The organism is Kosakonia sp. SOY2, from assembly GCF_027109175.1.
GTDB lineage: Bacteria > Pseudomonadota > Gammaproteobacteria > Enterobacterales > Enterobacteriaceae > Kosakonia.
In genome coordinates this window covers 83,095-109,217 of sequence record NZ_JAPVXH010000003.1, presented here as the reverse complement: position 1 = coordinate 109,217, position 26,123 = coordinate 83,095, and the positions used below count along the sequence as shown (strand labels likewise).

At 55.7% G+C, this 26,123-nt stretch carries 24 protein-coding genes; 13 read left to right on the top strand and 11 right to left on the bottom strand.

Translation table 11 applies throughout. The features are described 5' to 3' along the window. Nucleotides 1-224 precede the first annotated feature (224 nt). From selB to O3S68_RS17410, 3 genes are all read right to left on the bottom strand, one after another. On the bottom strand, nucleotides 225-2,069 hold the full coding sequence (gene selB, locus O3S68_RS17420) for a selenocysteine-specific translation elongation factor (RefSeq protein ID WP_269232081.1): 1,845 nt from the start codon (nucleotides 2,067-2,069) through the stop codon (nucleotides 225-227). After that, nucleotides 2,066-3,442, bottom strand: a complete 1,377-nt coding sequence (selA, locus tag O3S68_RS17415) for an L-seryl-tRNA(Sec) selenium transferase (RefSeq protein ID WP_269232080.1) — start codon at nucleotides 3,440-3,442, stop codon at nucleotides 2,066-2,068. The genes selB and selA overlap by 4 nt, the downstream gene beginning before the upstream one ends. Nucleotides 3,443-3,533: 91 nt before the next feature. Beyond that, nucleotides 3,534-4,142 (bottom strand): glutathione S-transferase, encoded by a 609-nt coding sequence (locus O3S68_RS17410; RefSeq protein WP_269232079.1) that lies wholly within the window; start codon nucleotides 4,140-4,142, stop codon nucleotides 3,534-3,536. 514 nt (nucleotides 4,143-4,656) lie between these two features. On the opposite strand from O3S68_RS17410, the gene O3S68_RS17405 reads away from it, so the two are divergent. The 8 genes from O3S68_RS17405 (at nucleotide 4,657) to trmL (ending at nucleotide 13,214) form a co-directional block, all read left to right on the top strand. Further along, complete coding sequence (locus O3S68_RS17405; RefSeq protein WP_269232078.1) at nucleotides 4,657-6,567, top strand: PTS mannitol transporter subunit IICBA; 1,911 nt, start codon at nucleotides 4,657-4,659, stop codon at nucleotides 6,565-6,567. Nucleotides 6,568-6,674: 107 nt separating this feature from the next. After that, nucleotides 6,675-7,823 carry a mannitol-1-phosphate 5-dehydrogenase gene (gene mtlD / locus O3S68_RS17400; RefSeq protein WP_020455726.1) on the top strand — a complete coding sequence of 383 codons (1,149 nt, stop codon included), beginning with the start codon at nucleotides 6,675-6,677 and terminating at the stop codon, nucleotides 7,821-7,823. Continuing rightward, entirely contained in the window at nucleotides 7,823-8,410 is a 588-nt protein-coding gene (gene mtlR / locus O3S68_RS17395) for a mannitol operon repressor MtlR (RefSeq protein ID WP_044489524.1), read from the top strand. The genes mtlD and mtlR overlap by 1 nt, the downstream gene beginning before the upstream one ends. A 55-nt stretch (nucleotides 8,411-8,465) precedes the next feature. After that, the gene (locus O3S68_RS17390) at nucleotides 8,466-8,828 is read left to right on the top strand and encodes a YibL family ribosome-associated protein (RefSeq protein WP_020455728.1); all 363 of its coding nucleotides are present in this window, start codon (nucleotides 8,466-8,468) and stop codon (nucleotides 8,826-8,828) included. A 263-nt stretch (nucleotides 8,829-9,091) separates the two neighbouring features. Further along, nucleotides 9,092-10,747 (top strand): L-lactate permease, encoded by a 1,656-nt coding sequence (gene lldP / locus O3S68_RS17385; protein ID WP_020455729.1) that lies wholly within the window; start codon nucleotides 9,092-9,094, stop codon nucleotides 10,745-10,747. Beyond that, nucleotides 10,744-11,520, top strand: a complete 777-nt coding sequence (gene lldR / locus O3S68_RS17380; protein ID WP_045507534.1) for a transcriptional regulator LldR — start codon at nucleotides 10,744-10,746, stop codon at nucleotides 11,518-11,520. Before lldP ends, lldR begins: the two co-directional genes overlap by 4 nt. Continuing rightward, nucleotides 11,517-12,704 (top strand): FMN-dependent L-lactate dehydrogenase LldD, encoded by a 1,188-nt coding sequence (lldD, locus tag O3S68_RS17375; RefSeq protein WP_020455731.1) that lies wholly within the window; start codon nucleotides 11,517-11,519, stop codon nucleotides 12,702-12,704. Before lldR ends, lldD begins: the two co-directional genes overlap by 4 nt. Nucleotides 12,705-12,740: 36 nt before the next feature. Next, on the top strand, nucleotides 12,741-13,214 hold the full coding sequence (gene trmL / locus O3S68_RS17370) for a tRNA (uridine(34)/cytosine(34)/5-carboxymethylaminomethyluridine(34)-2'-O)-methyltransferase TrmL (RefSeq protein WP_020455732.1): 474 nt from the start codon (nucleotides 12,741-12,743) through the stop codon (nucleotides 13,212-13,214). Between the two features lie 231 nt (nucleotides 13,215-13,445). On the opposite strand, the gene cysE is transcribed toward trmL, so the two are convergent. From cysE to O3S68_RS17345, 5 genes are all read right to left on the bottom strand, one after another. Next, nucleotides 13,446-14,267: a serine O-acetyltransferase gene (cysE, locus tag O3S68_RS17365; RefSeq protein WP_017458195.1), complete on the bottom strand. Its 822-nt coding sequence runs from the start codon at nucleotides 14,265-14,267 to the stop codon at nucleotides 13,446-13,448. 84 nt (nucleotides 14,268-14,351) lie between these two features. After that, complete coding sequence (gene gpsA, locus O3S68_RS17360) at nucleotides 14,352-15,362, bottom strand: NAD(P)H-dependent glycerol-3-phosphate dehydrogenase (protein ID WP_017458194.1); 1,011 nt, start codon at nucleotides 15,360-15,362, stop codon at nucleotides 14,352-14,354. Continuing rightward, entirely contained in the window at nucleotides 15,362-15,829 is a 468-nt protein-coding gene (secB, locus tag O3S68_RS17355; RefSeq protein ID WP_017458193.1) for a protein-export chaperone SecB, read from the bottom strand. Before secB ends, gpsA begins: the two co-directional genes overlap by 1 nt. Before the next feature lie 39 nt (nucleotides 15,830-15,868). Beyond that, nucleotides 15,869-16,120 (bottom strand): glutaredoxin 3, encoded by a 252-nt coding sequence (gene grxC / locus O3S68_RS17350; protein ID WP_020455733.1) that lies wholly within the window; start codon nucleotides 16,118-16,120, stop codon nucleotides 15,869-15,871. A gap of 31 nt (nucleotides 16,121-16,151) precedes the next feature. Then, complete coding sequence (locus tag O3S68_RS17345; protein ID WP_017458191.1) at nucleotides 16,152-16,583, bottom strand: rhodanese-like domain-containing protein; 432 nt, start codon at nucleotides 16,581-16,583, stop codon at nucleotides 16,152-16,154. Between the two features lie 246 nt (nucleotides 16,584-16,829). Between O3S68_RS17345 and gpmM the strand changes: the two genes are divergently transcribed. From gpmM to O3S68_RS17330, 3 genes are read left to right on the top strand one after another with little or no spacing between them, the layout of a single operon-like run. Further along, complete coding sequence (gene gpmM, locus O3S68_RS17340; RefSeq protein WP_020455734.1) at nucleotides 16,830-18,377, top strand: 2,3-bisphosphoglycerate-independent phosphoglycerate mutase; 1,548 nt, start codon at nucleotides 16,830-16,832, stop codon at nucleotides 18,375-18,377. Nucleotides 18,378-18,386: 9 nt separating this feature from the next. Beyond that, entirely contained in the window at nucleotides 18,387-19,652 is a 1,266-nt protein-coding gene (envC, locus tag O3S68_RS17335; RefSeq protein ID WP_044489525.1) for a murein hydrolase activator EnvC, read from the top strand. Between the two features lie 3 nt (nucleotides 19,653-19,655). After that, nucleotides 19,656-20,585 carry a divergent polysaccharide deacetylase family protein gene (locus O3S68_RS17330; RefSeq protein WP_269232077.1) on the top strand — a complete coding sequence of 310 codons (930 nt, stop codon included), beginning with the start codon at nucleotides 19,656-19,658 and terminating at the stop codon, nucleotides 20,583-20,585. Nucleotides 20,586-20,637: 52 nt separating this feature from the next. Here O3S68_RS17330 and O3S68_RS17325 read toward each other — a convergent pair whose 3' ends face one another. The 3 genes from O3S68_RS17325 to kbl form a co-directional block, all read right to left on the bottom strand. Further along, complete coding sequence (locus O3S68_RS17325) at nucleotides 20,638-21,591, bottom strand: glycosyltransferase (protein ID WP_269232076.1); 954 nt, start codon at nucleotides 21,589-21,591, stop codon at nucleotides 20,638-20,640. 99 nt (nucleotides 21,592-21,690) lie between these two features. After that, on the bottom strand, nucleotides 21,691-22,716 hold the full coding sequence (tdh, locus tag O3S68_RS17320) for an L-threonine 3-dehydrogenase (protein WP_020455738.1): 1,026 nt from the start codon (nucleotides 22,714-22,716) through the stop codon (nucleotides 21,691-21,693). 9 nt (nucleotides 22,717-22,725) lie between these two features. Next, a complete protein-coding gene (gene kbl / locus O3S68_RS17315) occupies nucleotides 22,726-23,922 on the bottom strand; it encodes a glycine C-acetyltransferase (RefSeq protein WP_045507523.1) in 1,197 nt (398 codons plus the stop codon). Nucleotides 23,923-24,138: 216 nt separating this feature from the next. On the opposite strand from kbl, the gene rfaD reads away from it, so the two are divergent. Together rfaD and rfaF are read left to right on the top strand one after the other, a co-directional pair. Beyond that, nucleotides 24,139-25,071 carry an ADP-glyceromanno-heptose 6-epimerase gene (gene rfaD, locus O3S68_RS17310; RefSeq protein ID WP_017458185.1) on the top strand — a complete coding sequence of 311 codons (933 nt, stop codon included), beginning with the start codon at nucleotides 24,139-24,141 and terminating at the stop codon, nucleotides 25,069-25,071. Nucleotides 25,072-25,073: 2 nt separating this feature from the next. Next, the gene (gene rfaF / locus O3S68_RS17305; RefSeq protein ID WP_269232075.1) at nucleotides 25,074-26,120 is read left to right on the top strand and encodes an ADP-heptose--LPS heptosyltransferase RfaF; all 1,047 of its coding nucleotides are present in this window, start codon (nucleotides 25,074-25,076) and stop codon (nucleotides 26,118-26,120) included. Nucleotides 26,121-26,123 lie beyond the last annotated feature (3 nt).

Below are 26,123 nucleotides of genomic sequence, written 5' to 3'. Positions count from 1 at the left end.
CAAAATGTTGCTAAATGTACGCAGAAAACGTTCGCCAGGGTGCTTGGCACCTGCTTATCACGTTCCAGAGAATTCGCCCCCGATACCGGCTTACTTGCGCTTAACGTCAGATTTTCCGTTGGGATCGGGGGGAATGATTGAAGGTGATAATCGGCGCGTCCTGTCGGTGAGGCGCTTTTGCGAGAGGGATGCGGCTGGCGAAAAATCGCCAGCCTGAGGGTTGATCACTCTTTGAGGAATAACGCCTTGTCGCGCAGGATGTGGTCATTGCCACGGCGGCGGGTAAAACCAATGCGGTCGAAATATTCCAGGATCTGAATCGCCAGTTTGCGCCCCACATTCAACGTATCGCGAAAATCCGCCGCGCTGGTCGAGCCGCGCGCTTCATCAAGATCGCGGATCATGCTGGCAAAAGTCACAATGCGATCGTTGCGGTAATAACGATCTTTGACGATCGCCGTAATCAGCCCCTGCTGTGCCGCCTGTCGTAATACGCCGCGCATCACCTGTTCATCCACACCGATTTCACGGGCTAAATCCCGCACCCACCAGGGTTCGTCGCCAAACAGCGGTGAGACTTTTTGCCAAAGCTGGGTCTGCTCGTCGCTGAAACCCGCTTTATGCTCCGGCAAGTGCAGCCAGCCGTGGTGGCTGTGGATATCGCCGCTCTCCCGCATCAGTTCAATCAGGGTTAATACCAGTGCTTCATCTTCCATCGGCAGCGCCATACGTCGCAGGCGTTCGCGCCCTGGACCCGGCTCTTCGCGGTGCTGTTCATGGTAAGTCGCCAGCGTGTCCAGCAACTTACGCTGCCAGCGCGCCGCCACCGGCGCATTAAGCAGGTTATCACCCGCCCGGATAAAACCGGGGTTATCGAGTAATGCCGCCAGACCGCTGCTGCTTAACTGGCGCGCCCAGCCAAACGCGCGCAGATCCACCGCCCCGCGCGATAAATGCACGGCCAGCGCCTGGGCGTCGTCTTTGGTCTGCGCCAGTTCACCAATCCACGCCAGGTAATCCGCCTTGCGTTTACCGCGACGCGGCGAGTTCAGCGTCACCACGCGCGCCCCCGCAAGCGTCGTGCGCGCGGAGATATCGCGCAGCACCAGCAGATCGTTGTCCGCCAGCCACAGCGGCGTATCGAGCACCAGTTCGGCAAGACCATTTTCCAGCAGCGACACGCGCCCGGTAACATGGCTGGCGGCATGGTGAATATGCAATGGCTGCCATTGTGTCAGTGGAACATGAGTTTGCAGGGCGACAATCAGCCGCTCAGTCGGTTCGTCGGGCTGCTGCGACAACAGCCAGTCACCGCGGCTGAGCGCCTCTTTTTCCGCATCACCGGCAATGTTCAGCGCGATGCGTTGCCCGGCATGAGCGTGTTCAACTGGTTGATTCTGCGCATGTAACCCACGCACGCGCATCGGTGTATTCGCCCCGGTCAGCCACAGCGTATCGCCTACGCGGACATCGCCGGAAAGCGCCGTTCCCGTTACCACCAACCCCGCACCTTTCACCGTGAAAGCACGATCGAGCGCCAGGCGGAAACGCTGATGCTCAGGATGGGCGCGTTCTGGCAACTGCAACAGATGCTCACGCAGCTCAGCAATGCCGCGCTGTTCCGTGGCGGCGGTGACAAACAGCGTCGCCTGCGAGTAACCAAAGGCCTGGAGCGTGTTTTGTACTTCCGCGCGCACGTTGGCAATGCGTGCCTCATCCACACGATCGGCCTTCGTTAGCGCCACCGTCAGCGCCGGGTTGCCGGTCAGTTGTAAAATCGCCAGATGCTCACGCGTCTGCGCCATCACGCCATCGTCACACGCCACCACCAGCAGGGCATGGTCAATGCCGCCAACGCCCGCCAGCATATTAGAGAGGAATTTTTCATGTCCTGGCACATCAATAAAACCCGGCACGCGGCCATCCGGCTGCGGCCAGTAGGCATAACCGAGATCGATGGTCATGCCACGTTTTTTCTCTTCCGGCAGGCGATCGGCATTCACGCCCGTAATCGCTTCAATCAGGGTGGTTTTGCCGTGGTCGACGTGCCCGGCAGTGGCAATAATCATTTCAGCAACATCTCCAGCAAGCGGGATTCATCATCAACACAGCGACAGTCCAGCCACAGGCGACCATCGTAAATACGGCCAATCACCGGCTGCGGCAGCGCCCGCCACTGCGCAGCCAGCGCCTCCACACGACGGCCACTGCCATCGCGCGGAGTAAACGTCAGCGCCGCGCCCGGCAACCTGTCCACCGGCAGCGAACCGCTGCCAATTTGTGACAGGCAGGCTTCCACGCGCAGATCAAATTCGTGATAACGCGCCGTCAACGCCGTGCATAAGCGCTGCGCCTGCTCGCGAATTTCCGCCTCCGGGCGGGTTAAGTAACGCAGCGTCGGCAGGCTCTCAGCGAGTTTTTCCGGGTGCAGATAGAGGCGTAACGTCGCCTCCAGCGCCGCCAGCGTCATTTTATCCGCCCGCAGCGCGCGTTTTAACGGATGTTGCTGCAACTGCTCAACCAACGCTTTTTTACCCACGATAATGCCCGCCTGCGGGCCGCCGAGCAGCTTATCGCCGGAGAAACTCACCAGGCTGACACCAGCGGCAATCAGCGTTTGCGGCATCGGTTCCTGCGGCAAACCGTAGCGGTTTAAATCGACCAGCGAACCACTGCCGAGATCGACAATCACCGGTAGCGCATGCTCTTCGCCCAGCGCCACCAGCTCCGCTTCATCCACCGCTTTGGTAAAGCCTTCGATATGATAATTACTGGTGTGGACTTTCATCAGCAGCGCGGTGCTGTCGTTAATCGCCTGGCGATAATCTTTCGCATGCGTGCGGTTGGTGGTGCCGACTTCGTGCAGTACACAGCCCGCCTGGCGCATCACGTCCGGAATGCGAAACGCGCCACCAATTTCCACCAGTTCGCCGCGTGACACCACCACTTCGCGGCCAGCCGCAGTGGCCGCCAGCATCAGTAACACCGCTGCGGCATTGTTATTAACGATGCAGGCATCTTCCGCGCCGGTAAGCTGACAGAGAAGATCGGCCAGGGCGCGATCGCGATGACCGCGCCCCGCGCCGTCGAGATCATATTCGAGCGTCACCGGCGAGCCCATTACCTGCGCGACGGCATCAATAGCGGCCTGCGCTTGTACCGCGCGGCCTAAATTCGTGTGCAGCACCGTACCGCTCAGGTTAAACACCGGGCGCAGCGCGCTGCTGTCGCGCTGTTCCAGCCGCTGTTGCGCCGCCGCTGCCCAGTCGGAGCACCAGGCGGGTAACGTTTGTGCTTCACGGATCTGCGCGCGCGCCTCGTCCTGAAGCTGACGCAGCGTTTGCGCCACGCGACTGTGGCCGAAAGTGGCTAATAAAGTGGCGAACGCCTCGTCACGTAACAGGCGATCGGTCGAAGGGATCTGGCTGTAAAGAGTTGTCATGAAAAGGCCTGGCTATGAGTTGCCCCCTCCCGTCAGGGGGTTTGACGTGAGGGGATTGTACAGTGACTTGCTCAGGCGAACATCATGCTTATCAAGCCTTCGGCGGTTCGGTGCGGGCGAAACTCTCGCGCTGGAACAGATTTTCCACCAGCTTTACCAGCAGTGGACGATCAACACACCAGCCGGGTGAAACATGGCGGAAATTGAGATAACTAATGGCGCAGGCAATTGCCACTGTCGCCAGATTCAGGTCGTCCACGCCCAGCGTGCCATCTTTAAGATAGTTTTCCAGCGCATCCAGCCCGCGCGAAACCTTTTCCCGCTGGCGTAACAGTTCAGTCTCCGACTGCTGTTCGACCGGGCGCGCCAGCTCGCGAACCGAGACCAGCGCCGCATCCATAATGCCATCGGCCAGCGCTTCGAGTTGGCGAATTTTCAATGCCGCTTTGCGATCGGTGGGCAGCATGGCCGGAGCGATATTCAGTAAATCAATGTATTCCGCGATGATCGGCGAGTCGTACCACACTTCGCCATCATCGGTTACCAGCGCCGGAACTTTGCCAAGCGGGTTGTACTGCGCCACGCTATTAACGGCGCTATAAGGCTGTTCATTGATAAATTCGAAGGTGATGCCCTTTTCCAGCAGGATCACCGATATTTTGCGTACAAAAGGGCTGGTATAGCTGCCGATCAGTTTCATTGCCTTCTCCGTTTCCGCCAACAAAAACCTAAGTATGAACGAGCGGGCGCAGAATGTTTCATCACGATGAAAACTTCTGCCGCTAACGTACGTATTGCCGCAAGCTGTGAAAGGAAGTTACAGGTTCTGCTGGTCGTCAAAAACACAGTTTGCTGGCGATCACATTCGGAAAAGTCCTGACGAAAATATCTTGTGATCTATATCACAAATACATAACAAACCGTCGCGCATAAAATGTGAATAACATCACACTTACAGGCTCATAACGTCCAGATTTTGCGCTTTGTTCTTTTTTTACACTGATTTTATGTGATGAATATCACACTAAATGGTGGCATACCCCCTGCTTTAGTGTGATCTGAATCACATAAAAACCCGCCATCTGGACAGTCACGTGATTCGGTGCGAGATTTCGCCTCACAGATAACCCAGGTCCGGCTACCTCTGCCGCCACGTTAACAACAAACCTCGGGCTTCCGGCCTGTGCGATAGCAAACATAAGAAGGGGTGTTTTATGTCATCCGATATCAAGATCAAGGTGCAAAGCTTTGGTCGTTTTCTCAGCAATATGGTGATGCCGAACATCGGCGCGTTCATCGCGTGGGGGATCATCACCGCATTGTTTATTCCTACAGGGTGGTTGCCTAACGAGACGCTGGCGAAACTCGTTGGCCCAATGATTACTTATCTGCTGCCGCTGCTCATCGGTTACACCGGTGGTCGTCTGGTGGGCGGCGATCGTGGCGGCGTTGTCGGCGCGATCACCACCATGGGCGTTATCGTTGGTGCGGATATGCCGATGTTCCTCGGCGCGATGATCGCAGGTCCGCTGGGCGGCTGGGCGATTAAACACTTTGATAGCTGGGTCGACGGTAAGATCAAATCCGGTTTCGAAATGCTGGTGAATAACTTCTCCGCTGGCATCATCGGTATGATCCTCGCCATTCTGGCGTTCCTCGGCATTGGCCCTGCGGTTGAAGTGCTGTCCAAAATTCTGGCGGCCGGCGTTAACTTCATGGTGGCGCACGAAATGCTGCCGCTGGCGTCTATCTTTGTTGAACCGGCGAAAATCCTGTTCCTCAACAACGCCATCAACCACGGTATCTTCTCGCCGCTGGGTATTCAGCAATCGCATGAACTCGGCAAGTCCATCTTCTTCCTGATCGAAGCGAACCCGGGTCCGGGTATGGGCGTACTGCTGGCGTATATGTTCTTTGGTCGCGGCAGCGCTAAACAGTCTGCTGGCGGCGCGGCTATCATCCACTTCCTGGGTGGTATCCACGAAATTTACTTCCCGTATGTGCTGATGAACCCGCGTCTGCTGCTTGCCGTAATCCTCGGTGGTATGACTGGCGTGTTCACCCTGAGCGTACTGAACGGCGGCCTGGTATCTCCGGCTTCTCCGGGCTCCATCCTGGCGGTGCTGGCGATGACGCCAAAAGGCGCGTATTTCGCGAACCTGGCGGCAATCTTTGCTGCCCTGATTGTCTCTTTCGTTATCTCTTCTATCCTGCTGAAAACCAGCAAAGTGAAAGAAGAAGACGAAGACATCGAAGCGGCAACCCGTCGTATGCAGGACATGAAAGCACAGTCTAAAGGCGCAACCCCGCTGACGGCTGGCGACGTGACCAACGACCTGAGCCACGTGCGTAAAATCATCGTCGCATGTGACGCCGGTATGGGTTCCAGCGCCATGGGCGCGGGCGTGCTGCGTAAGAAAGTGCAGGATGCGGGTCTGAGCAACATCTCTGTCACCAACAGCGCGATTAACAGCCTGCCGTCTGACGTTGACCTGGTGATTACGCACCGCGATCTGACCGAACGCGCAATGCGCCAGGCGCCGCAGGCCCAGCACATTTCGCTGACCAACTTCCTCGACAGTGGTCTGTACACCAGCCTGACCGAACGTCTGGTTGCTGCTCAGCGACATACGGACAACGAAGCCAAAGTGACCAGCAGCCTGCAGGACAGCTTTGATGCGCCTGACAGCAACCTGTTCAAGTTGAGCGCGGATAACATCTTCCTTGGCCGCACGGCGAGCACTAAAGAAGAAGCCATCCGTTTTGCCGGTGAGCAACTGGTGAAAGGCGGCTACGTTCAGCCGGAATATGTTGATGCGATGCTGGAACGCGAAAAACTGACCCCGACCTATCTGGGTGAGTCCATCGCGGTACCGCACGGCACAGTGGAAGCGAAAGATCGCGTACTGAAAACTGGCGTGGTGTTCTGCCAGTACCCGGAAGGTGTTCGCTTCGGTGAAGACGAAGATGACATCGCCCGTCTGGTGATCGGCATCGCGGCACGTAACAATGAGCACATCCAGGTCATCACCAGCCTCACTAACGCGCTGGATGACGAGACCGTGATTCAGCGTCTGGCGCACACCACCAGCGTTGAAGAAGTGCTGGCACTGCTCGGCAAGTAATCGGTTTTCCTCCCTCTCCCCACGGGGAGAGGGCTAGGGTGAGGGGAAATATTTGCGGTTCCTCACCCCAGCCCTCTCGGGTAAAAACATTGATAAAGGTTAAGACTATGAAAGCATTACATTTTGGCGCAGGTAATATCGGACGTGGCTTTATCGGCAAGTTGCTCGCCGACGCGGGGATTGAACTGACGTTCGCCGATGTGAACCAGGTGGTGCTCGACGCCCTTAATGCCCGTCATAGCTATCAGGTGCATGTGGTTGGTGAAAAAGAGCAGGTCGATACCGTCTCCGGCGTTAACGCCGTGAGCAGCATTGGCGACGAAGTTGTCGACCTGATTGCACACGTTGATCTGGTGACCACGGCGGTCGGCCCGGTGGTGCTGGAACGCATCGCCCCGGCTATCGCCAAAGGCCTGGCAAAACGTAAAGCGCAGGGCATTAACACACCGCTGAACATTATCGCTTGTGAAAATATGGTGCGCGGCACCACGCAGTTGAAAGGGCATGTCATCAACGCACTGGCGGACGCCGACAAAGCCTGGGTTGAAGAACACGTTGGCTTCGTAGATTCCGCCGTTGACCGTATTGTTCCGCCGTCGGCATCCGCGACTAACGATCCGCTGGAAGTAACGGTTGAAACCTTCAGCGAGTGGATTGTCGACAAAACCCAGTTCAAAGGTGCGCTGCCGAACATTCCGGGTATGGAATTAACTGATAACCTGATGGCATTTGTTGAACGTAAGCTCTTCACGCTGAATACCGGGCATGCTATAACCGCGTACCTTGGAAAACAGACCGGCCATCAAACCATTCGCGACGCAATTCTGGATGCCAATATCCGTGCGGTTGTGAAAGGCGCAATGGAAGAGAGCGGCGCGGTGCTGATCAAACGTTATGGCTTCGATGCCGACAAGCATGCTGCGTACATTCAGAAAATCCTGGGCCGTTTTGAAAACCCCTATCTGAAAGACGATGTTGAGCGCGTTGGTCGTCAACCGCTGCGTAAACTGAGCGCGGGCGATCGCCTGATCAAACCCCTGCTCGGCACGCTGGAGTACAACCTGCCGCACGCCAACCTGGTGAAAGGCATTGCCGCTGCCATGCATTACCGCAGTGAGCAGGATCCGCAGGCGCAGGAGCTGGCTCAGCTTATCGAAGAGAAAGGCCCGCAAGCCGCGCTGGCGCAGGTTTCCGGCCTGGATGCTAACAGTCCGGTCGTTAACGAAGCCGTCAGCGCCTATAACGCCATGGCATGATGCCGACGATGGCGCGGGAGATCCCGCGCCAGTTAACGAAATTGTCAGATATGCAGGCAATAATGGAAAAAACGCAGGCTTTCGAAAACCGTGTTCTCGAGCGTCTGAATGCTGGCAAAACCGTGCGAAGCTTTTTGATCGCCGCCGTTGAGCTACTCAACGAAGCTATCAATATTCTGGTGTTGCAGGTATTTCGCAAAGATGACTACGCGGTGAAATACGCTGTAGAGCCGCTGCTTGACGGAGATGGACCGCTGGGCAATTTGTCCGTGCGTTTAAAGCTGATTTACGGTCTGGGTGTCATTTCCCGCCCGGAATACGAAGACGCCGAGCTGTTGATGGCGCTGCGTGAAGAGCTCAACCACGATGGCACAGAGTACGCGTTTACCGATGATGAGATCCTCGGGCCATTTGGTGAGCTGCACTGTGTTGCCGCCCTGCCGCCAACGCCGGTGTTTGATACCAGTGACGCCAGGCTTTTAGCCATGCAAAAACAGCGCTACCAGCAAGTCGTGCGTTCAACCATGGTGCTCTCTCTGACCGAGCTTATTTCCCGTATCAGCTTAAAAAAAGCATTCCAGAAATAACCTGCGCCATAAATACTGTATCCTTATCGTTTTACTCCCCAACGAATTGAGCCCCATGAAAGAAGTCGAAAAAAACGAAATCAAGCGTCTGAGCGACCGCCTCGACGCGATTCGCCACCAGCAGGCGGATCTCTCCTTAGTTGACGCAGCAGAAAAATACGCGGAACTGGAAAAAGAGAAAACCACGCTGGAAAGCGAAATAGCCCGTCTGCGTGAGCAGTACACGCAAAAGCTGAGCAAAGAAGCGCAGAAACTGATGAAAATGCCGTTTCGCCGCGCCATCAGCAAAAAAGAGCAGGCTGACCTCGGCAAGCTGAAAAAAAGCGTCCGTGGTCTGGTGGTCGTACACCCGATGACTGCGCTGGGCCGCGAAATGGGTCTCGATGCAATGACCGGCTTCGCCAACAGCGAGTTCTGATCCTTTCTTTAACAGCCCTGGCCTCACGCTAGCGCCAGGGCTGTTTAATTGGCCCTACCAATTCCTGCTGTTCCTCTCCCTGGTTCACAAATCCATCAAATCCCGTCACAGATATGTTGCTTGCCAGCAACATCTGGATAACCATTCGTTATCACAACCCCTACACAACCCAACTGGCAGGACCACTTTTACAGAACATGTGACGCAGAGCTAAGCGCAGACTTGCCGCTCGCCGGTTTTGTTGTGGTTCTCAGGAGACCTGCATGAATCTCTGGCAACAGAATTACGACCCGGCTGGCAACCTTTGGCTTTCCAGCTTAATTGCATCGCTACCGATCCTGTTTTTCTTTTTTGCGCTGATAAAGCTCAAACTGAAAGGCTATGTGGCCGCCAGTTGGACTGTCGTTATCGCCCTTGGCGTGGCGCTGATGTTTTACCATATGCCGCTTGATCACGCGCTGGCCTCGGTGGTTTATGGCTTCTTTTACGGACTGTGGCCGATTGCGTGGATCATTATCGCCGCCGTTTTTGTCTACAAAATCTCGGTCAAAACCGGGCAGTTCGATATTATCCGGTCTTCGATTTTATCGATTACCCCCGACCAGCGCCTGCAAATGCTGATTGTCGGCTTCTCTTTCGGCGCGTTTCTGGAAGGGGCTGCGGGCTTTGGCGCGCCGGTCGCCATTACCGCCGCGTTGCTGGTGGGCTTAGGTTTTAACCCGCTGTATGCCGCGGGCTTATGTCTGATCGTCAACACCGCGCCGGTCGCCTTTGGCGCAATGGGTATTCCGATCCTGGTTGCCGGACAGGTTACCGGGCTGGACAGCTTTGAAATCGGCCAGATGGTTGGCCGCCAGTTACCGTTCCTGACCATTATCGTGCTGTTCTGGATCATGGCGATTATGGACGGCTGGCGCGGCATTAAAGAGACCTGGCCGGCGGTGATTGTCGCGGGTGGCTCGTTTGCTATCGCCCAGTATCTGAGCTCCAACTTTATCGGCCCGGAACTGCCGGACATCATCTCATCGCTGGTTTCGCTGGTCTGCCTGACGTTGTTCCTCAAACGCTGGCGTCCGGTGCGCATCTTCCGCTTCGGCGATATGGGCGCATCGCAGGTGGATCTCGATTTAAAACGCACCCAATACAGCGGCGGGCAGATCCTGCGCGCCTGGTCACCGTTCCTGTTTTTGACCGCCACCGTGACGCTGTGGAGCGTGCCGCCGTTTAAGGCGCTATTCGCCCCTGGTGGTGCGCTGTATGACTGGGTATTGACCCTTTCTGTACCGCACCTCGACAAGCTGGTCGCGCGTATGCCGCCGGTGGTGAGCGCCGCCACGCCTTACGCTGCGGTATATAAATTTGACTGGTTCTCCGCAACCGGCACCGCCATTCTGTTTGCCGCCATTTTGTCGATTATCTGGCTGCGCATGAAGCCGAAAGATGCCGTCACGACCTTTACCAGTACGCTGCGCGATCTGGCGCTGCCGATTTACTCGATTGGTATGGTGCTGGCCTTCGCCTTTATCTCTAACTACTCCGGGCTGTCATCGACGCTGGCACTGGCACTGGCGCACACCGGCAGTGCCTTCCCCTTCTTCTCGCCATTCCTCGGCTGGCTGGGCGTCTTCCTGACCGGTTCAGATACCTCATCCAACGCGCTCTTCGCGGCGCTGCAAGCCACGGCGGCGCAGCAAATTGGTGTGTCGGATGTGCTGATGGTGGCGGCGAATACCACGGGTGGCGTTACCGGCAAGATGATTTCGCCGCAGTCGATCGCCATTGCCTGTGCGGCGGTGGGGCTGGTGGGCAAAGAGTCCGACCTGTTCCGTTTTACTGTTAAACACAGCCTGATTTTCACCTGCATGGTGGGGGTGATTACTACACTACAGGCCTATGTTCTGACCTGGATGATCCCATGAAAGTGTTACCCAGACGCCTGACAGACGAGGTTGCCGATCGTGTGCGGGCGCTGATTGCTGAACAACAACTGGAAGCGGGCATGAAATTGCCCGCAGAGCGCCAGCTCGCCGTACAGCTTGGCGTGTCGCGCAACTCGTTGCGTGAAGCGTTATCAAAACTGGTCAGCGAAGGCCTACTGCTCAGCCGTCGCGGCGGCGGTACGTTTGTGCGCTGGCAGCATGACGACTGGTCGGAGCAAAACATCGTCCAGCCGCTGAAAACACTGCTACATGATGACCCGGATTACAGTTTCGATATTCTTGAAGCGCGCCACGCCATTGAAGCCAGCACCGCCTGGCACGCGGCGATGCGCGCCACCGAGGCCGATAAAGAGAAAATTGTGCTGTGCTTTGAAGCCACACAATCCGACGACCCGGATCTCGCCTCGCAGGCCGATGTGCGTTTCCATCTCGCCATCGCCGAGGCTTCGCATAACGTGGTGTTATTGCAAACCATGCGCGGGTTCTTCGACCTGCTGCAATCCTCGGTAAAACAGAGCCGCCAGCGTATGTACCTCGTTCCGCCAGTGTTTTCACAACTGACCGAACAGCACCAGGCGGTGATGAACGCCATTCTTGCCGGAGACGCCGATGGCGCGCGCCAGGCGATGATGGCGCATCTCGGCTTCGTGCATACCACTATTCGCAAATTCGATGAAGATCAGGCCCGCCAGGCACGCATCACCCGCCTGCCCGACGAGCAGCACATTCACTCCAGGGAGAAAAAAGCATGATTATTTCCGCAGCCAGCGACTATCGCGCGGCGGCTAAACGCATTTTGCCGCCGTTCTTGTTTCACTATATTGATGGCGGCGCGTATGCCGAATACACCCTGCGCCGCAACGTTGAAGACCTGTCCCAGGTGGCGCTGCGCCAGCGGGTGCTGAAAGACATGTCTGAACTGAGCCTCGAAACCACGTTATTTAATGAAAAGTTATCGATGCCGGTGGCGCTGGCCCCGGTTGGCTTATGCGGCATGTACGCCCGGCGTGGTGAAGTGCAGGCAGCGGGCGCGGCGGATGCGAAAGGCATTCCTTTTACGCTCTCGACAGTTTCCGTCTGCCCGATTGAAGAGGTCGCGCCGACGATTAAGCGCCCGATGTGGTTCCAGTTATATGTGCTGCGCGATCGCGGCTTTATGCGTAATGCGCTGGAGCGGGCGAAAGCCGCCGGTTGCTCAACGCTGGTATTCACCGTGGATATGCCTACCCCAGGCGCGCGCTACCGCGATGCCCATTCCGGTATGAGCGGCCCGAATGCGGCGCTGCGCCGTTATCTGCAATCGGTGCTGCATCCGCAGTGGGCGTGGGATGTCGGCGTTAACGGGCGGCCGCATGACCTGGGGAATATCTCCGCCTATCTCGGCAAGCCGACCGGGCTGGAGGATTACATTGGCTGGCTGGCGAAGAATTTTGATCCGTCGATTTCGTGGAAAGACCTGGAGTGGATCCGTGAATTCTGGGATGGCCCGATGGTGATCAAAGGGATCCTCGATCCGGAAGATGCCCGCGACGCGGTACGTTTTGGCGCAGACGGCATTGTGGTTTCTAACCACGGCGGCCGCCAGCTCGACGGTGTGCTCTCTTCCGCCCGCGCGCTTCCGGCGATTGCCGATGCGGTGAAAGGCGATATCACCATCCTGGCCGACAGCGGCATCCGTAACGGGCTGGATGTAGTGCGGATGCTGGCGCTTGGCGCAGATTCCGTCCTGCTGGGCCGCGCGTATCTGTATGCGCTGGCAACGCATGGTCGCCAGGGCGTGGCGAATCTGTTGGATCTGATTGAGAAAGAGATGCGCGTAGCGATGACGCTGACCAGCGCGAAATCGATTCGCGACATCAGCAAAGATTCACTGGTACAGGGGCTGAACCAGTTACCTGCCGGGCTGGCACCGTTGTCACATGGCGACGCCGCCTAGAGAGTGCTATCCTGCCCCCGCTATTAAGGGGGCAGTATGTTAAACATCGTTTTATTCGAACCTGAAATCCCGCCAAATACCGGGAATATCATTCGTTTGTGCGCCAATACCGGTTTTCGTCTGCATATCATTGAACCGATGGGCTTCACCTGGGACGACAAGCGTCTGCGCCGCGCAGGGCTGGACTACCATGAGTTCGCCGCGGTAAAACGCCATCACGATTACGCCGCGTTTGTCGACGCCGAACAGCCGCAACGCTTATTTGCCCTCACAACTAAAGGGACGCCAGCACACAGTGCGGTGAGCTACCAGGATGGCGATTATTTGATGTTTGGCCCGGAAACGCGCGGCCTGCCAGCGACTATCCTTGACGCACTGCCGCCGGAGCAAAAAATCCGCATTCCGATGATGCCGGACAGCCGCAGCATGAACCTGTCAAACGCAGTGTCAGTGGTGGTATATGAAGCCTGGCGCCAGCTCGGTTACCCGGGCGCGGTGCTGCGTAGCTGAAGGGAAATTAACGGATGGCGGCGAGGCTTTAATCCCACCGGTGGATAGCGATGCCTGTCATGACGGACGCATTTATTTTTCTGCGCTACTGGCGAAACGAGCAGCGAAGAAAACCGGCGCGAACACAGAATCCTGGGGATTATTTGCTTCGCGCCTCCTGCGGATGTTCAACGCGCTATCGCGTTTCGCGCACGGCTCTGGTTCAGACTGGCGAGTAAAATAGCCAGGCAATTAAATCCCGTCGCCGTACTCGAACCCGTGGTTGATCCCGTTGAAATGCTGATCCATATCCATTGACGGTTTGTCGCTTTCCGGCTTGCCGACAATCCGCGCCGGCACGCCTGCTGCCGTGGTATGCGGCGGCACCGGTTGCAATACCACCGAACCCGCGCCAATTTTCGCCCCACGGCCCACTTCGATGTTGCCGAGAATTTTGGCACCCGCGCCAATCATCACCCCTTCGCGGATTTTCGGATGGCGATCGCCGCTGGTTTTGCCGGTCCCGCCAAGCGTGACCGATTGCAGGATCGACACGTCATCTTCAATGACTGCCGTTTCGCCCACCACGATGCCTGTTGCGTGGTCGAGCATAATCCCACGGCCAATTCGCGCCGCCGGGTGAATATCGACCTGGAAACTGACCGACACCTGGTTTTGCAGGAAAATCGCCAGCGCCTCGCGTCCCTGCGTCCACAGCCAGTGCCCAATACGGTATGCCTGTAACGCGTGGAAACCTTTCAGATAGAGTAGCGGCGTGGAATATTTATCCACCGCCGGGTCGCGCGTGCGCACGGCCTGGATATCACAGGCGGCGGAGGCGATCATTTCCGGGTCGGCAGCATAGGCTTCTTCGACGACTTCACGAATGGCAATCGCGGGCATAATCGGCGAGGCCAGTTTGTTCGCCAGCATATAGCTCAGCGCGCTGCCGAGGTTTTCGTGCTTGAGTAATGTCGCGTGGTAAAAACTGGCCAGCATTGGCTCACACTCCGCCAGTGCCCGGGCTTCGGCTTTGATATTTTTCCAGACCAGATCCAGTTCTTCACACGGCATTGCTTACTCCAGACGTGATAAGACGACAGGCTGGTCTGCGCCAGCCTTATCGTGAGTTCAAAAAGAGTCCCTGCGACTAAGGGGTTAGTGCTCTTCCTTGCGGGCACGACCTAATAGGGTCAATGCTGCCTCGCGCGCATTTTTTCCGCAATACAATACCTGATAAATTTCCTCGGTTATTGGCATTTCGACGCCAAACCGGTGCGCCAGCGCGCGCACTTCTTTGGTATTGCGGTAACCTTCGACCACCTGGCCAATCTTGTCCTGGGCGCTTTGCACGTCCATGCCCTGGCCAAGCATCATGCCGAAGCGGCGGTTGCGCGACTGGTTGTCGGTACAAGTCAGCACTAAATCGCCTAAACCCGCCATGCCCATAAAGGTGGCAGGATCGGCACCCAGCGCGGCACCGAGACGTGACATTTCGGTCAAACCACGGGTGATCAGCGCTGTACGCGCATTGGCGCCAAAGCCAATCCCGTCGGACATGCCCGCGCCAATCGCAATGACGTTTTTCACCGCGCCGCCCAGTTGCACGCCGATGAAATCCGGGTTGCTGTAGACGCGGAAACTTTTGCCGCAGTGAAGGAGCTGCTGTAAATCCTCAGCGAACTGGGGATCCGCAGAAGCGAGGGAAATCGCCGTTGGCAGACCCGCCGCCAGCTCTTTGGCAAATGTCGGGCCGGAAATCACCGCCAGCGGAATATCCGGGCCTAACACTTCGCGCGCCACCTCTTCGAGCAGACGCCCGGTTTCGGCTTCCAGCCCTTTTGTCGCCCAGACGATACGCGCGTCATCGCGCATAAGCGGCTTGATTTGCGCCAGCACATCGCCAAAGACGTGGCTTGGCACCACCACCAGGATATTACGGCTGGCGGACAGCGCGCGGGCCAGATCGCTCTCTAATTGCAGCGTGTCGGGGAAAGGCACATCGGGGAGGAACGCGGCGTTGCAACGGTCGTGTTGCAGGGTCGCGATATGTTTTGGGTCATGGCCCCACAGCACAACCGGGTGGCCATTTCTTGCCAGCGTGATGGCAAGAGCGGTGCCGTAAGAGCCGGCACCGATCACAGTCATTGCAGCATTAAGTGCGTTCATCAGGCATCCTGATGTTGTTCGGCACCTTCGCCAGTCTGCTGTTGCAGGTAGTTCATGAACAGCGCATCAAAATTCACTGGCGCAAGGTTCAGTTGCGGGAAAGTACCGCGGGAAACCAGGCTGGTGATGCACTCGCGGGCATACGGGAACAGAATGTTCGGGCAGTATGCACCCAGGCAGTGCGCCATCTGCGTTCCTTCGATACCGTCGATAGAGAAGATACCGCCCTGCTGTACTTCGCACAGGAAGCCAGTTTCTTCGCCCAGAGAAGCGGTCACGGTAACGCGCAGAACCACTTCATAAACACCTTCCGCCAGTTGGGTGGAGGCGGTGTCGAGATCCAGTTTCACTTCCGGCTGCCACTCTTTCTGGAAGATGTGTGGCGCATTCGGCGCTTCGAAAGAGATATCTTTCGTGTAGATACGCTGAATCTGGAAAGTCATTTCGGTGTTGTTTTGTTCAGACATGAGTGAATAACCCTTAAGTGTTGTAGTGCTCTAAAAGCATTAACGCAACAGCGGATCCAGCCCGCCACGCGCGTCCAGCGCATATAAATCGTCACAGCCGCCAATGTGCTGCGCATCAATGAAAATCTGCGGAACCGTCGTACGGCCACTACGTTGAATCATCTCTTCGCGTTTTACCATATCACCGTCGATCGGCAGCTCAGCAAAAGCAACACCTTTGCTGTTCAGCAGCGCTTTTGCGCGGTGGCAAAACGGGCAAGTCGCTTTCGTGTAGATCTCAATATTGGCCATATCTCTTCTCCGATGTTTACCCGTAGGTAAATTATTTACCGCGAACTAACGGCAGGTTTTCGCCCATCCAGCCAGAGATACCGTCTTTCAGCACAAAGACCTTCTCGAAACCGGCTTTCACCAGCTCGTTCGCCGGGGTCTGGGCCTGCATGCCGGTACCATCAACAACGATAATCGGCGCACTTTTGTGTTTTTCAAGCTCACCTACATTATTGGCTTTGATCTCGTTTGGCAGCAAATTCACCGCGCCTGCGATGTGACCTTTACGGAAATCATCACGCTGGCGTAAGTCCACTACCACGGCATCTTCTTTATTAATGAGGCGCGTAGCTTCGCCGCGAGAAATCACTTTCACTTTAGACGCAATGCCCTTGAAAGTGGTAAACAGCACAGCACCGAACAACGCAATCCAGGCGATACACAGGATTGGGTTGCGGCCAATAAATTGCATAATTTCTTGCATCTGGGGTTACAACTCCGGACTTAGTGATTAAAAACCAGCAAGGAGTATACCTGCGCAGTGGGGCAAATACAGCCAGCCAGCGCGACGGAATGCATTTTCTGCGGAGTGTTACAAAAAAAATAAAGACTCGCTGCGCAAACAAGGGGCTGGTCAGCCGCTTTCTTTGATCTTCTGCGGCTATTTTATCGATTCAGCTGTAGTAAAATTACGCAAATTTTTTTGTCTTCTGAGCATGAGGTTGTCGCAATGTCGGTTTCTAAAAAACCTATGGTACTGGTGATTCTGGATGGCTACGGCTACCGTGAAGACCAGCAGGATAACGCTATTTTTAACGCTAAAACCCCGGTGATGGACAAACTGTGGGCAACCCGCCCGCATACGCTGATTGACGCGTCAGGCCTCGAAGTCGGCCTGCCGGATCGCCAGATGGGCAACTCCGAAGTCGGCCACGTTAACCTGGGCGCAGGACGTATTGTTTACCAGGATCTGACTCGCCTGGATAAAGAGATCAAAGAGCGTACGTTCTTTAGCAACCCGGTACTGGCCGGTGCGGTAGACAAAGCGGTTGCCGCTGGCAAAGCCGTGCACATTATGGGTCTGCTCTCCGCAGGCGGCGTGCACAGCCATGAAGATCATATTATGGCGATGGTGGAACTGGCCGCAGAACGCGGTGCGGAAAAAATCTATCTGCACGCTTTCCTCGATGGGCGTGACACGCCGCCGCGCAGCGCTGAATCCTCGCTGAAAAAATTCGAAGACAAGTTCGCCGCGCTGGGTAAAGGCCGTGTTGCGAGCATTATTGGTCGTTACTATGCGATGGATCGTGACAACCGCTGGGATCGCGTGGAACAAGCTTACAACCTGATGACCGAGGCCAAAGGCGAGTTCACCTTTGATAGCGCCGTTGCGGGTCTGCAAGCGGCTTACGCTCGCGACGAAAATGACGAGTTTGTAAAAGCGACAGTTATTCGCGCCGCAGGCCAGCCCGATGCGGCAATGGAAGATGGCGATGCGCTGATTTTCATGAACTTCCGCGCCGACCGCGCACGCGAAATTACCCGCGCGTTCGTTAACGCAGACTTCGACGGTTTCGCACGTAAGAAAGTGGTTAAGCTGGGCGATTTCGTTATGCTGACCGAATATGCCGCCGACATCAAAACTGCCGTCGCCTATCCACCGGCTTCTCTGGCGAATACGCTCGGTGAGTGGATGGCGAAGCACAACAAAACTCAATTGCGTATTTCCGAAACGGAAAAATATGCCCACGTCACCTTCTTCTTTAACGGCGGCGTAGAAGAGCCGTTCCCGGGCGAAGACCGCATTCTGATCAACTCGCCGAAAGTGGCGACTTACGATCTGCAACCGGAAATGAGCTCCGCAGAGCTGACCGAGAAACTGGTGGGTGCGATCACCAGCGGGAAGTACGACACCATTATTTGTAACTACCCGAACGGCGATATGGTCGGCCATACCGGCGTGTTTGAAGCTGCTGTCGCCGCTGTTGAAGCGCTGGATCACTGTGTTGCAGAGGTGAGCAAAGCGGTGGAATCCGTAGGTGGTCAGATGCTGATCACCGCCGACCACGGTAACGCCGAGCAGATGCGTGACCCGTCAACCGGTCAGGCACACACTGCGCATACCAACCTGCCGGTGCCGCTGATCTATGTTGGCGACAAAGCGCTGAAAGCCGTTTCCGGCGGTAAACTTTCCGACATCGCGCCGACTATGCTGACGCTGATGGGCATGGAAATCCCGCAAGAGATGACTGGTAAGCCGCTGTTCATCGTGGAATAATCGCTCCCCATGAGGGGAAAGGCGATTTTTTCAATTACATGGGTCGGGCTCCGACCCTTTCTTTGCGCCAGCGCACTCAGCGCTGGCGCATTGCTGTGCGCCGTTTCCGCCCACGCGGATGACCGCGATCAGCTCAAATCTATTCAGGCCGATATCGCTGAAAAAGAGCGCGCGGTACGCCAGCAACAACAGCAACGCGCGGGCCTTCTTGCCCAGTTAAAGGCACAGGAAGAAGCCATCTCTGCCGCCACTCGCCAGCTGCGGGAAACACAAAACACCCTCGCCCAGCTCAATAAGCAGATCGCCGAGATGAACGCCTCGATTGCCAAACTGGAACGTCAGCGCACCACGCAGGAACACAACCTTGCGGCGCAGCTTGATGCGGCGTTTCGCCAGGGGCCACACACCGGGATCCAGCTGATTCTGAGCGGTGAAGAGAGCCAGCGCGGCCAGCGTTTGCAGGCCTATTTTGGTTATCTCAACCAGGCGCGACAGGAAACCATCGCTCAGTTGAAACAGACGCGCGAAGAGGTCGCCACGCAAAAATCCGAGCTGGAAGAGAAGCAGAGCCAGCAACAAACGCTGCTGTATGAGCAAAAAGCGCAGCAGGCCAAACTTGAACAAGCACGCAGTGAGCGGCAGAAAACTCTTTCTGGTCTGGAATCCTCCATTCAGGAAGGCCAGCAACAGCTCAGTGAAATGCGCGCCAACGAATCTCGCTTGCGCGATCGCCTCGCCCGCGCGGAAGCGGCAGCTAAAGCCCGTGCCGAACGTGAAGCCCGCGAAGCGCAAGCCGTGCGTGACCGCCAGAATGAAGCCAGCCGCAAAGGCACCACGTATAAACCTACCGAGAGCGAACGCTCACTGATGTCCCGCACCGGCGGTTTAGGTTCGCCGTCTGGCCAGGCCGTCTGGCCGGTTCGCGGCCCGTTACTGCATCGTTATGGCGAACAACTGCAGGGTGAGCTACGTTGGAAAGGGATTGTTATCGGCGCGTCTGAAGGCAGTGAAGTGAAAGCTATCGCCGACGGGCGTGTGATCCTCGCCGACTGGCTGCAAGGTTATGGCCTGGTGGTGGTGGTAGAACACGGCAAGGGCGACATGAGCCTTTACGGTTACAACCAGAGCGCGCTGGTGAGCGTAGGCACCCAGGTTCGCGCCGGTCAGCCGATAGCCCTCGTAGGGAGCAGTGGCGGTCAGGGCCGGCCTTCACTCTATTTCGAAATTCGCCGTCAGGGTCAGGCGGTCAATCCACAGCCGTGGTTGGGAAGATAAGGTTTGCTTCAATTTCGTCGTATTGTTTTGACGCTCGCCAGTGCGCTGGCGTTTTCCGCTCCGGTATTCGCCGGGAAACTGGCCATCGTGATCGACGATTTCGGCTACCGCCCACAAACTGAAAACCAGGTGCTGGCCATGCCGCAGGCGGTCTCCGTCGCGGTGCTGCCCAATGCAACGCATGCTCGCGAAATGGCGACCAAAGCGCACAACAGTGGCCATGAAGTGTTGATCCATCTTCCAATGGCACCGCTGAGTAAACAGCCGCTGGAAAAAGATACGCTGCGCCCGGAGATGAGTAGCGCAGAGATTGAGCGCATCATCAGCGACGCCGTCAACAAAGTGCCGTATGCCGTCGGGCTGAATAACCATATGGGTAGCGCCATGACGTCCAGTCTGTTTGGCATGCAGAAAGTGATGCAGGCGCTGGAGCGCTATAACCTCTATTTCCTTGATAGCATGACTATCGGCAATAGCCAAGCGCTGCGCGCCGCTTCCGGCACCGGGGTAAAAGTCATTAAGCGCAAGGTGTTCCTCGACGATACGCAAAACGAAGGCGATATCCGCCGTCAGTTTGACCGAGCCGTACAGTTAGCGCGTCGTAATGGTTCCGCCATTGCTATTGGTCACCCGCATCCCGCCACTGTTCGTGTTCTGCAACAGTCTCTCTACAATTTGCCGACGGATATTACGCTGGTGCGCCCGAGCGATCTGCTCAATGAACCGCAGACAGATACCTCAACGCCCAACGCCACACCGCCAGGCGGTACCGTTCAGCCACCGCGTAATCCGTTTCGCGGCGCAAAACTGTGTAAAGCGAAGCACAAACCTGAACCGGTTTACGCCAGCCGCTTCTTTAGCGTAATCAGTGAAAGTGTTGGCGAGAGTACGCTGGTGCGTTATATGCAGAATCAATGGCAAGGGTGGAAGTAATAAAAATCCACCCATTGATGGGATTGGGGCTGACAGTAAAGACCTACTGTCTTTATGATCGCACAAATGCCATATAAAGCCGTAGCAGGAACCACATCTTACGCCCACTATTAACGCCTTTAAGCAGATCCACAAAGCGAATATGCTGAAAAAATTGCGCCCTCGCATACGGTTTATCTTTGGTCTTTTTACGATACATACCGAAGAAATGGCGGGCTTCTTCTAATGAATGAATTAGCAGCGCTCGTTTCACCTCATGGTACCGTGACTCGTTCGCCCAGCGAATCAGTTGGCTTATTACCCCAATATAGCTAAGAGTGCGCGAATCGAAATATTTCTTGCTGTGGGTAATGGAATTATGATTATCACAGTAAACATAGTCAGGCTTATCGGAAATATAAAAACGCCCATTACCTAATGCCAGCTCGGTGGTCCACAAAATATCTTTGTGGCTGCTTCCCAACTGAAAAGTTAGCTGTAGCCGATTGATATATTCAGACCTGACAATTTGCAGCCATAGATAATGCGGCCACTCACGAACGCCGACCACGTGGTTAATCCAACTAAAGCCTTTGATAGTTTTATTGTAGGGCTGATGATGATGGATTGTATTGCTGAAATCCCCCTCTCGCTGCTCATTGCGCCAGCCGTTGGCGATATAGACATCTACATCGTGGAGGTTTGCTTGCCGGAAACGATCCACAATCATATCGTCAGTAAAATCGTCATCAGCATCTAACAGAATAAGCCAGTCTCCACGACGGACGGCAATGCCAGCATTACGGGCAGCATAAACGCCCTGATTCGTCTGATGAACCACAATAATACGTGGATCGTTAAAGGTCTGCAGTATTTCAGCGGTGTTGTCTGTGGAACCATCATTAACAATAATGACTTCCAGATTAATCCTTTTTTCACGGAGGATTTTTTCTATCATCGGGCCTAAAGTATCGCCACCGTTATAAACAGGAATAACGATACTTACATCTATCTTAGCCGTGCTCATTTGGCATTCCAGTTCTCACCATTATTAACGCTACGAGTATATGATAAAGCCTGGAGCAAAAGAAGCCAGGCCGCTCAGGATACGGCCCGGCTCAATGAACTAATCCCAGCTCAGAATCACTTTGCCGGACTGCCCCGAGCGCATCGCGTCGAAGCCCTGCTGGAACTCATTGATGCTGAAACGGTGGGTAATGATCGGTGAAAGATCCAGACCAGACTGGATTAACGCCGCCATCTTATACCAGGTTTCGAACATCTCACGGCCGTAAATGCCTTTGATAAACAGCCCCTTGAAGATGACTTTAGTCCAGTCGATAGACATATCGGACGGCGGAATACCCAGCATCGCAATACGGCCACCGTGGTTCATGGTGTCGAGCATCGTGCGAAACGCTGGCGGCGCGCCGGACATCTCCAGACCCACGTCGAACCCTTCGGTCATACCCAGTTCTGCCATCACATCCGCCAGATTCTCTTTGGCGACGTTAACCGCGCGGGTAACACCCATTTTGCGCGCCAGATCGAGGCGGTACTCATTCACATCGGTGATAACCACATGGCGTGCACCAACGTGTTTTGCCACCGCTGCGGCCATAATACCAATCGGGCCTGCGCCGGAGACCAGCACATCTTCTCCCACCAAATCAAAGGAGAGCGCCGTGTGCACCGCGTTACCAAACGGATCGAAAATCGACGCCAAATCGTCAGAAATATTGTCGGGGATTTTGAAAGCGTTGAACGCCGGGATCACCAGGTATTCGGCAAAACAGCCCGGACGGTTGACGCCCACACCCGTGGTGTTACGGCACAGATGCGTACGCCCGGCGCGGCAGTTACGGCAATGACCACAGGTAATATGGCCTTCACCGGAAACGCGATCGCCAATTTTAAAACCTTTCACTTCCTGGCCGATGCCCACCACTTCGCCGACATATTCATGGCCGACGACCATCGGTACAGGAATGGTTTTTTGCGACCAGTCGTCCCAGTTGTAGATATGCACGTCAGTGCCACAAATCGCGGTTTTGCGAATTTTAATCAGCAGATCGTTATGACCAACATCCGGCTCCGGTACGTCGGTCATCCAGATGCCTTCTTCTGCTTTCAGTTTGGATAACGCTTTCATTTCACGCCCTCAGGCAATCACACCCAGTTGTTTACCAATGCGGGTAAAGGCAGCAACCGCACGCTCAATTTGTTCAGGCGTATGCGCCGCAGACATCTGTGTGCGGATACGCGCCTGACCTTTTGGCACCACCGGGAAGAAGAAACCGGTGACGTAAATCCCCTCTTTTTGCAGCTCACGCGCGAAGTTTTGCGCCACCACTGCATCGCCCAGCATCACCGGGATAATGGCGTGGTCTGCCCCTGCCAGCGTAAAGCCTGCGGCGGTCATTCTTTCGCGGAACAGACGGGCATTTGCCCACAGGCGATCGCGCAGCTCAGCACCGGACTCAAGCATTTCTAGGACTTTAATGGACGCGGCAACAATGGCGGGAGCCAGTGAGTTGGAGAAAAGATACGGGCGGGAACGCTGACGCAGCCACTCCACCACCTCTTTACGCGCCGCGGTGTAACCGCCGGACGCGCCGCCAAGCGCTTTGCCGAGCGTGCCGGTGATGATGTCCACGCGCCCCATCACGTCGCAATATTCATGCGTACCGCGACCATTCGCCCCAACAAAACCGACCGCGTGAGAGTCATCGACCATCACCAGCGCGTCATATTTATCCGCCAGATCGCACACGCCTTGCAGGTTAGCGATCACGCCGTCCATGGAAAACACGCCATCGGTCGCAATCAGTACATGACGCGCGCCCGCTTCACGCGCCTCTTTCAGGCGGGCTTCCAGCTCCTGCATATCGTTATTAGCGTAGCGATAGCGCTTCGCTTTACACAGACGCACACCGTCGATGATAGAAGCATGGTTCAGCGCGTCGGAAATAATGGCGTCTTCCGCACCAAGCAGCGTTTCAAACAGGCCGCCGTTCGCATCAAAGCAGGAGGAGTAGAGAATGGAATCTTCCATACCGAGGAAATCGGCCAGCTTCTTCTCCAGCGCTTTGTGGCTATCTTGCGTGCCACAGATAAAGCGCACGGAGGCCATACCAAAGCCGTGGCTGTCCATACCGGCTTTCGCGGCAGCAATCAAATCAGGGTGGTTGGCAAGGCCAAGATAGTTATTGGCGCAGAAGTTAATGACATGGTCGCCATTGGCCACGGTGATATCAGCCTGCTGGGCCGATGTAATAATGCGTTCTTCTTTAAACAACCCTTCCGCACGCGCGGTTTCCAGGTCGTTCGTTAACTGTTTATAAAAATCCCCACGCATCGCAATTCTCCAGACTGGGCAAATTTCGGCACATATTACCGAAAGGTATACGGTGATACGAGATGACACAGCATCCATTCTTCATTTTGTAGCATAAATCACGCATAGGCATATCGTTCACTGGGTGAATGGCTGAAGGGTCGTCAATGTGATGATATGATAAGAGACATTAGTGTCTGAGATCGTCTCAACGCTCCACTTTTCAAAGGTACAGTTATGATCATCGTGACCGGCGGCGCGGGTTTTATCGGTAGCAACATCGTTAAGGCCCTGAATGATAAAGGCATCACCGATATTCTGGTGGTGGATAACCTGAAAGACGGCACCAAATTCGTCAATCTGGTCGACCTGCACATTGCCGACTACATGGATAAAGAAGACTTTCTGATCCAGATTATGTCTGGTGAAGAGTTCGGTGATATTGAAGCCGTATTCCACGAAGGTGCGTGTTCATCCACCACCGAGTGGGATGGCAAGTACATGATGGATAACAACTATCAGTACTCAAAAGAGCTGCTGCACTACTGCCTGGAGCGCGAAATCCCGTTCCTGTATGCGTCTTCTGCCGCGACTTACGGTGGCCGTACTTCGGACTTTATCGAATCCCGTGAATACGAAAAGCCGCTTAACGTATACGGCTACTCAAAAATGCTGTTCGACGAGTATGTGCGTGGCATTCTGCCGGAAGCGAACTCCCCGATCGTCGGCTTCCGCTACTTCAACGTGTATGGTCCGCGCGAAGGGCATAAAGGCAGCATGGCGAGCGTGGCCTTCCATCTCAATACCCAGTTGAACAACGGCGAAAGCCCGAAACTGTTCGAAGGCAGCGAAAACTTCAAACGCGATTTCGTCTACGTAGGCGATGTTGCGGCGGTCAACCTGTGGTTCTGGGAAAACGGTGTTTCCGGTATCTACAATCTGGGTACCGGTCGCGCGGAATCTTTCCAGGCTGTGGCTGATGCGACGCTGGCTTTCCACAAAAAAGGCAGCATCGAATACATTCCGTTCCCGGACAAACTGAAAGGCCGCTACCAGGCGTTTACCCAAGCGGATCTGACCAACCTGCGCGCGGCGGGTTATGACAAACCGTTTAAAACCGTCGCCGAAGGCGTAACCGAGTATATGGCCTGGCTGAACCGCGACGCGTAAGTATGAAAATTTTGGTCATTGGCCCGTCCTGGGTCGGCGACATGATGATGTCGCATAGTCTTTACCGCACGCTCAAAGCGCGCTTTCCCCAGGCGATAATCGATGTGATGGCACCCGCGTGGTGCCGTCCACTTTTATCACGCATGCCGGAAGTTAACGAAGCGATCCCAATGCCGCTCGGCCACGGTGCGCTGGAAATTGGCGCACGCCGTAAGCTGGGCCACAGCCTGCGCGAGCGCCGTTATGACCGCGCCTACGTGCTGCCCAATTCGTTTAAATCCGCGCTGGTACCGTTCTTTGCCAACGTGCCGCACCGTACCGGCTGGCGCGGTGAAATGCGTTACGGTCTGCTCAATGACGCTCGCGTACTGGATAAACAAGCCTGGCCGTTAATGGTGGAGCGCTATGTGGCGCTGGCCTATGACAAAGGTGTGATGCGCTCGGCGCAGGATCTGCCGCAGCCGCTGCTGTGGCCGCAGTTGCAGGTTAACGACAGCGAGAAATTACAAGTTTGCGCGACGTTTGATATTTCTGCCGAACGCCCGGTGATTGGTTTTTGCCCCGGCGCAGAATTCGGCCCGGCCAAACGCTGGCCGCACTACCATTACGCAGAACTGGCCAAGCAACTGATTGATGAAGGCTACCAGGTGTTGCTGTTTGGTTCGGCGAAAGATCACGAAGCGGGCAACGAGATTCTGGCCTCGCTGAGTACCGAGCAGCAAGCCTGGTGCCGCAATCTGGCCGGTGAAACGCAGCTGGAACAAGCCGTAGTGCTAATTGCCGCCTGTAAAGCGATCGTTACCAATGATTCCGGTTTGATGCATGTCGCCGCCGCGCTTAATCGTCCGCTGGTGGCGCTTTACGGCCCAAGCAGCCCGGATTTCACTCCGCCGTTGTCGCACAAAGCCCGCGCGATCCGCCTGATTTCCGGCTACCACAAAGTGCGCAAAGGCGACGCCGCTGAAGGCTATCACCAGAGTCTGATCGACATTACCCCGCAGCGCGTACTGGAAGAGTTGAACGCCCTGTTGCTGGACGCGGAAGGATAACCG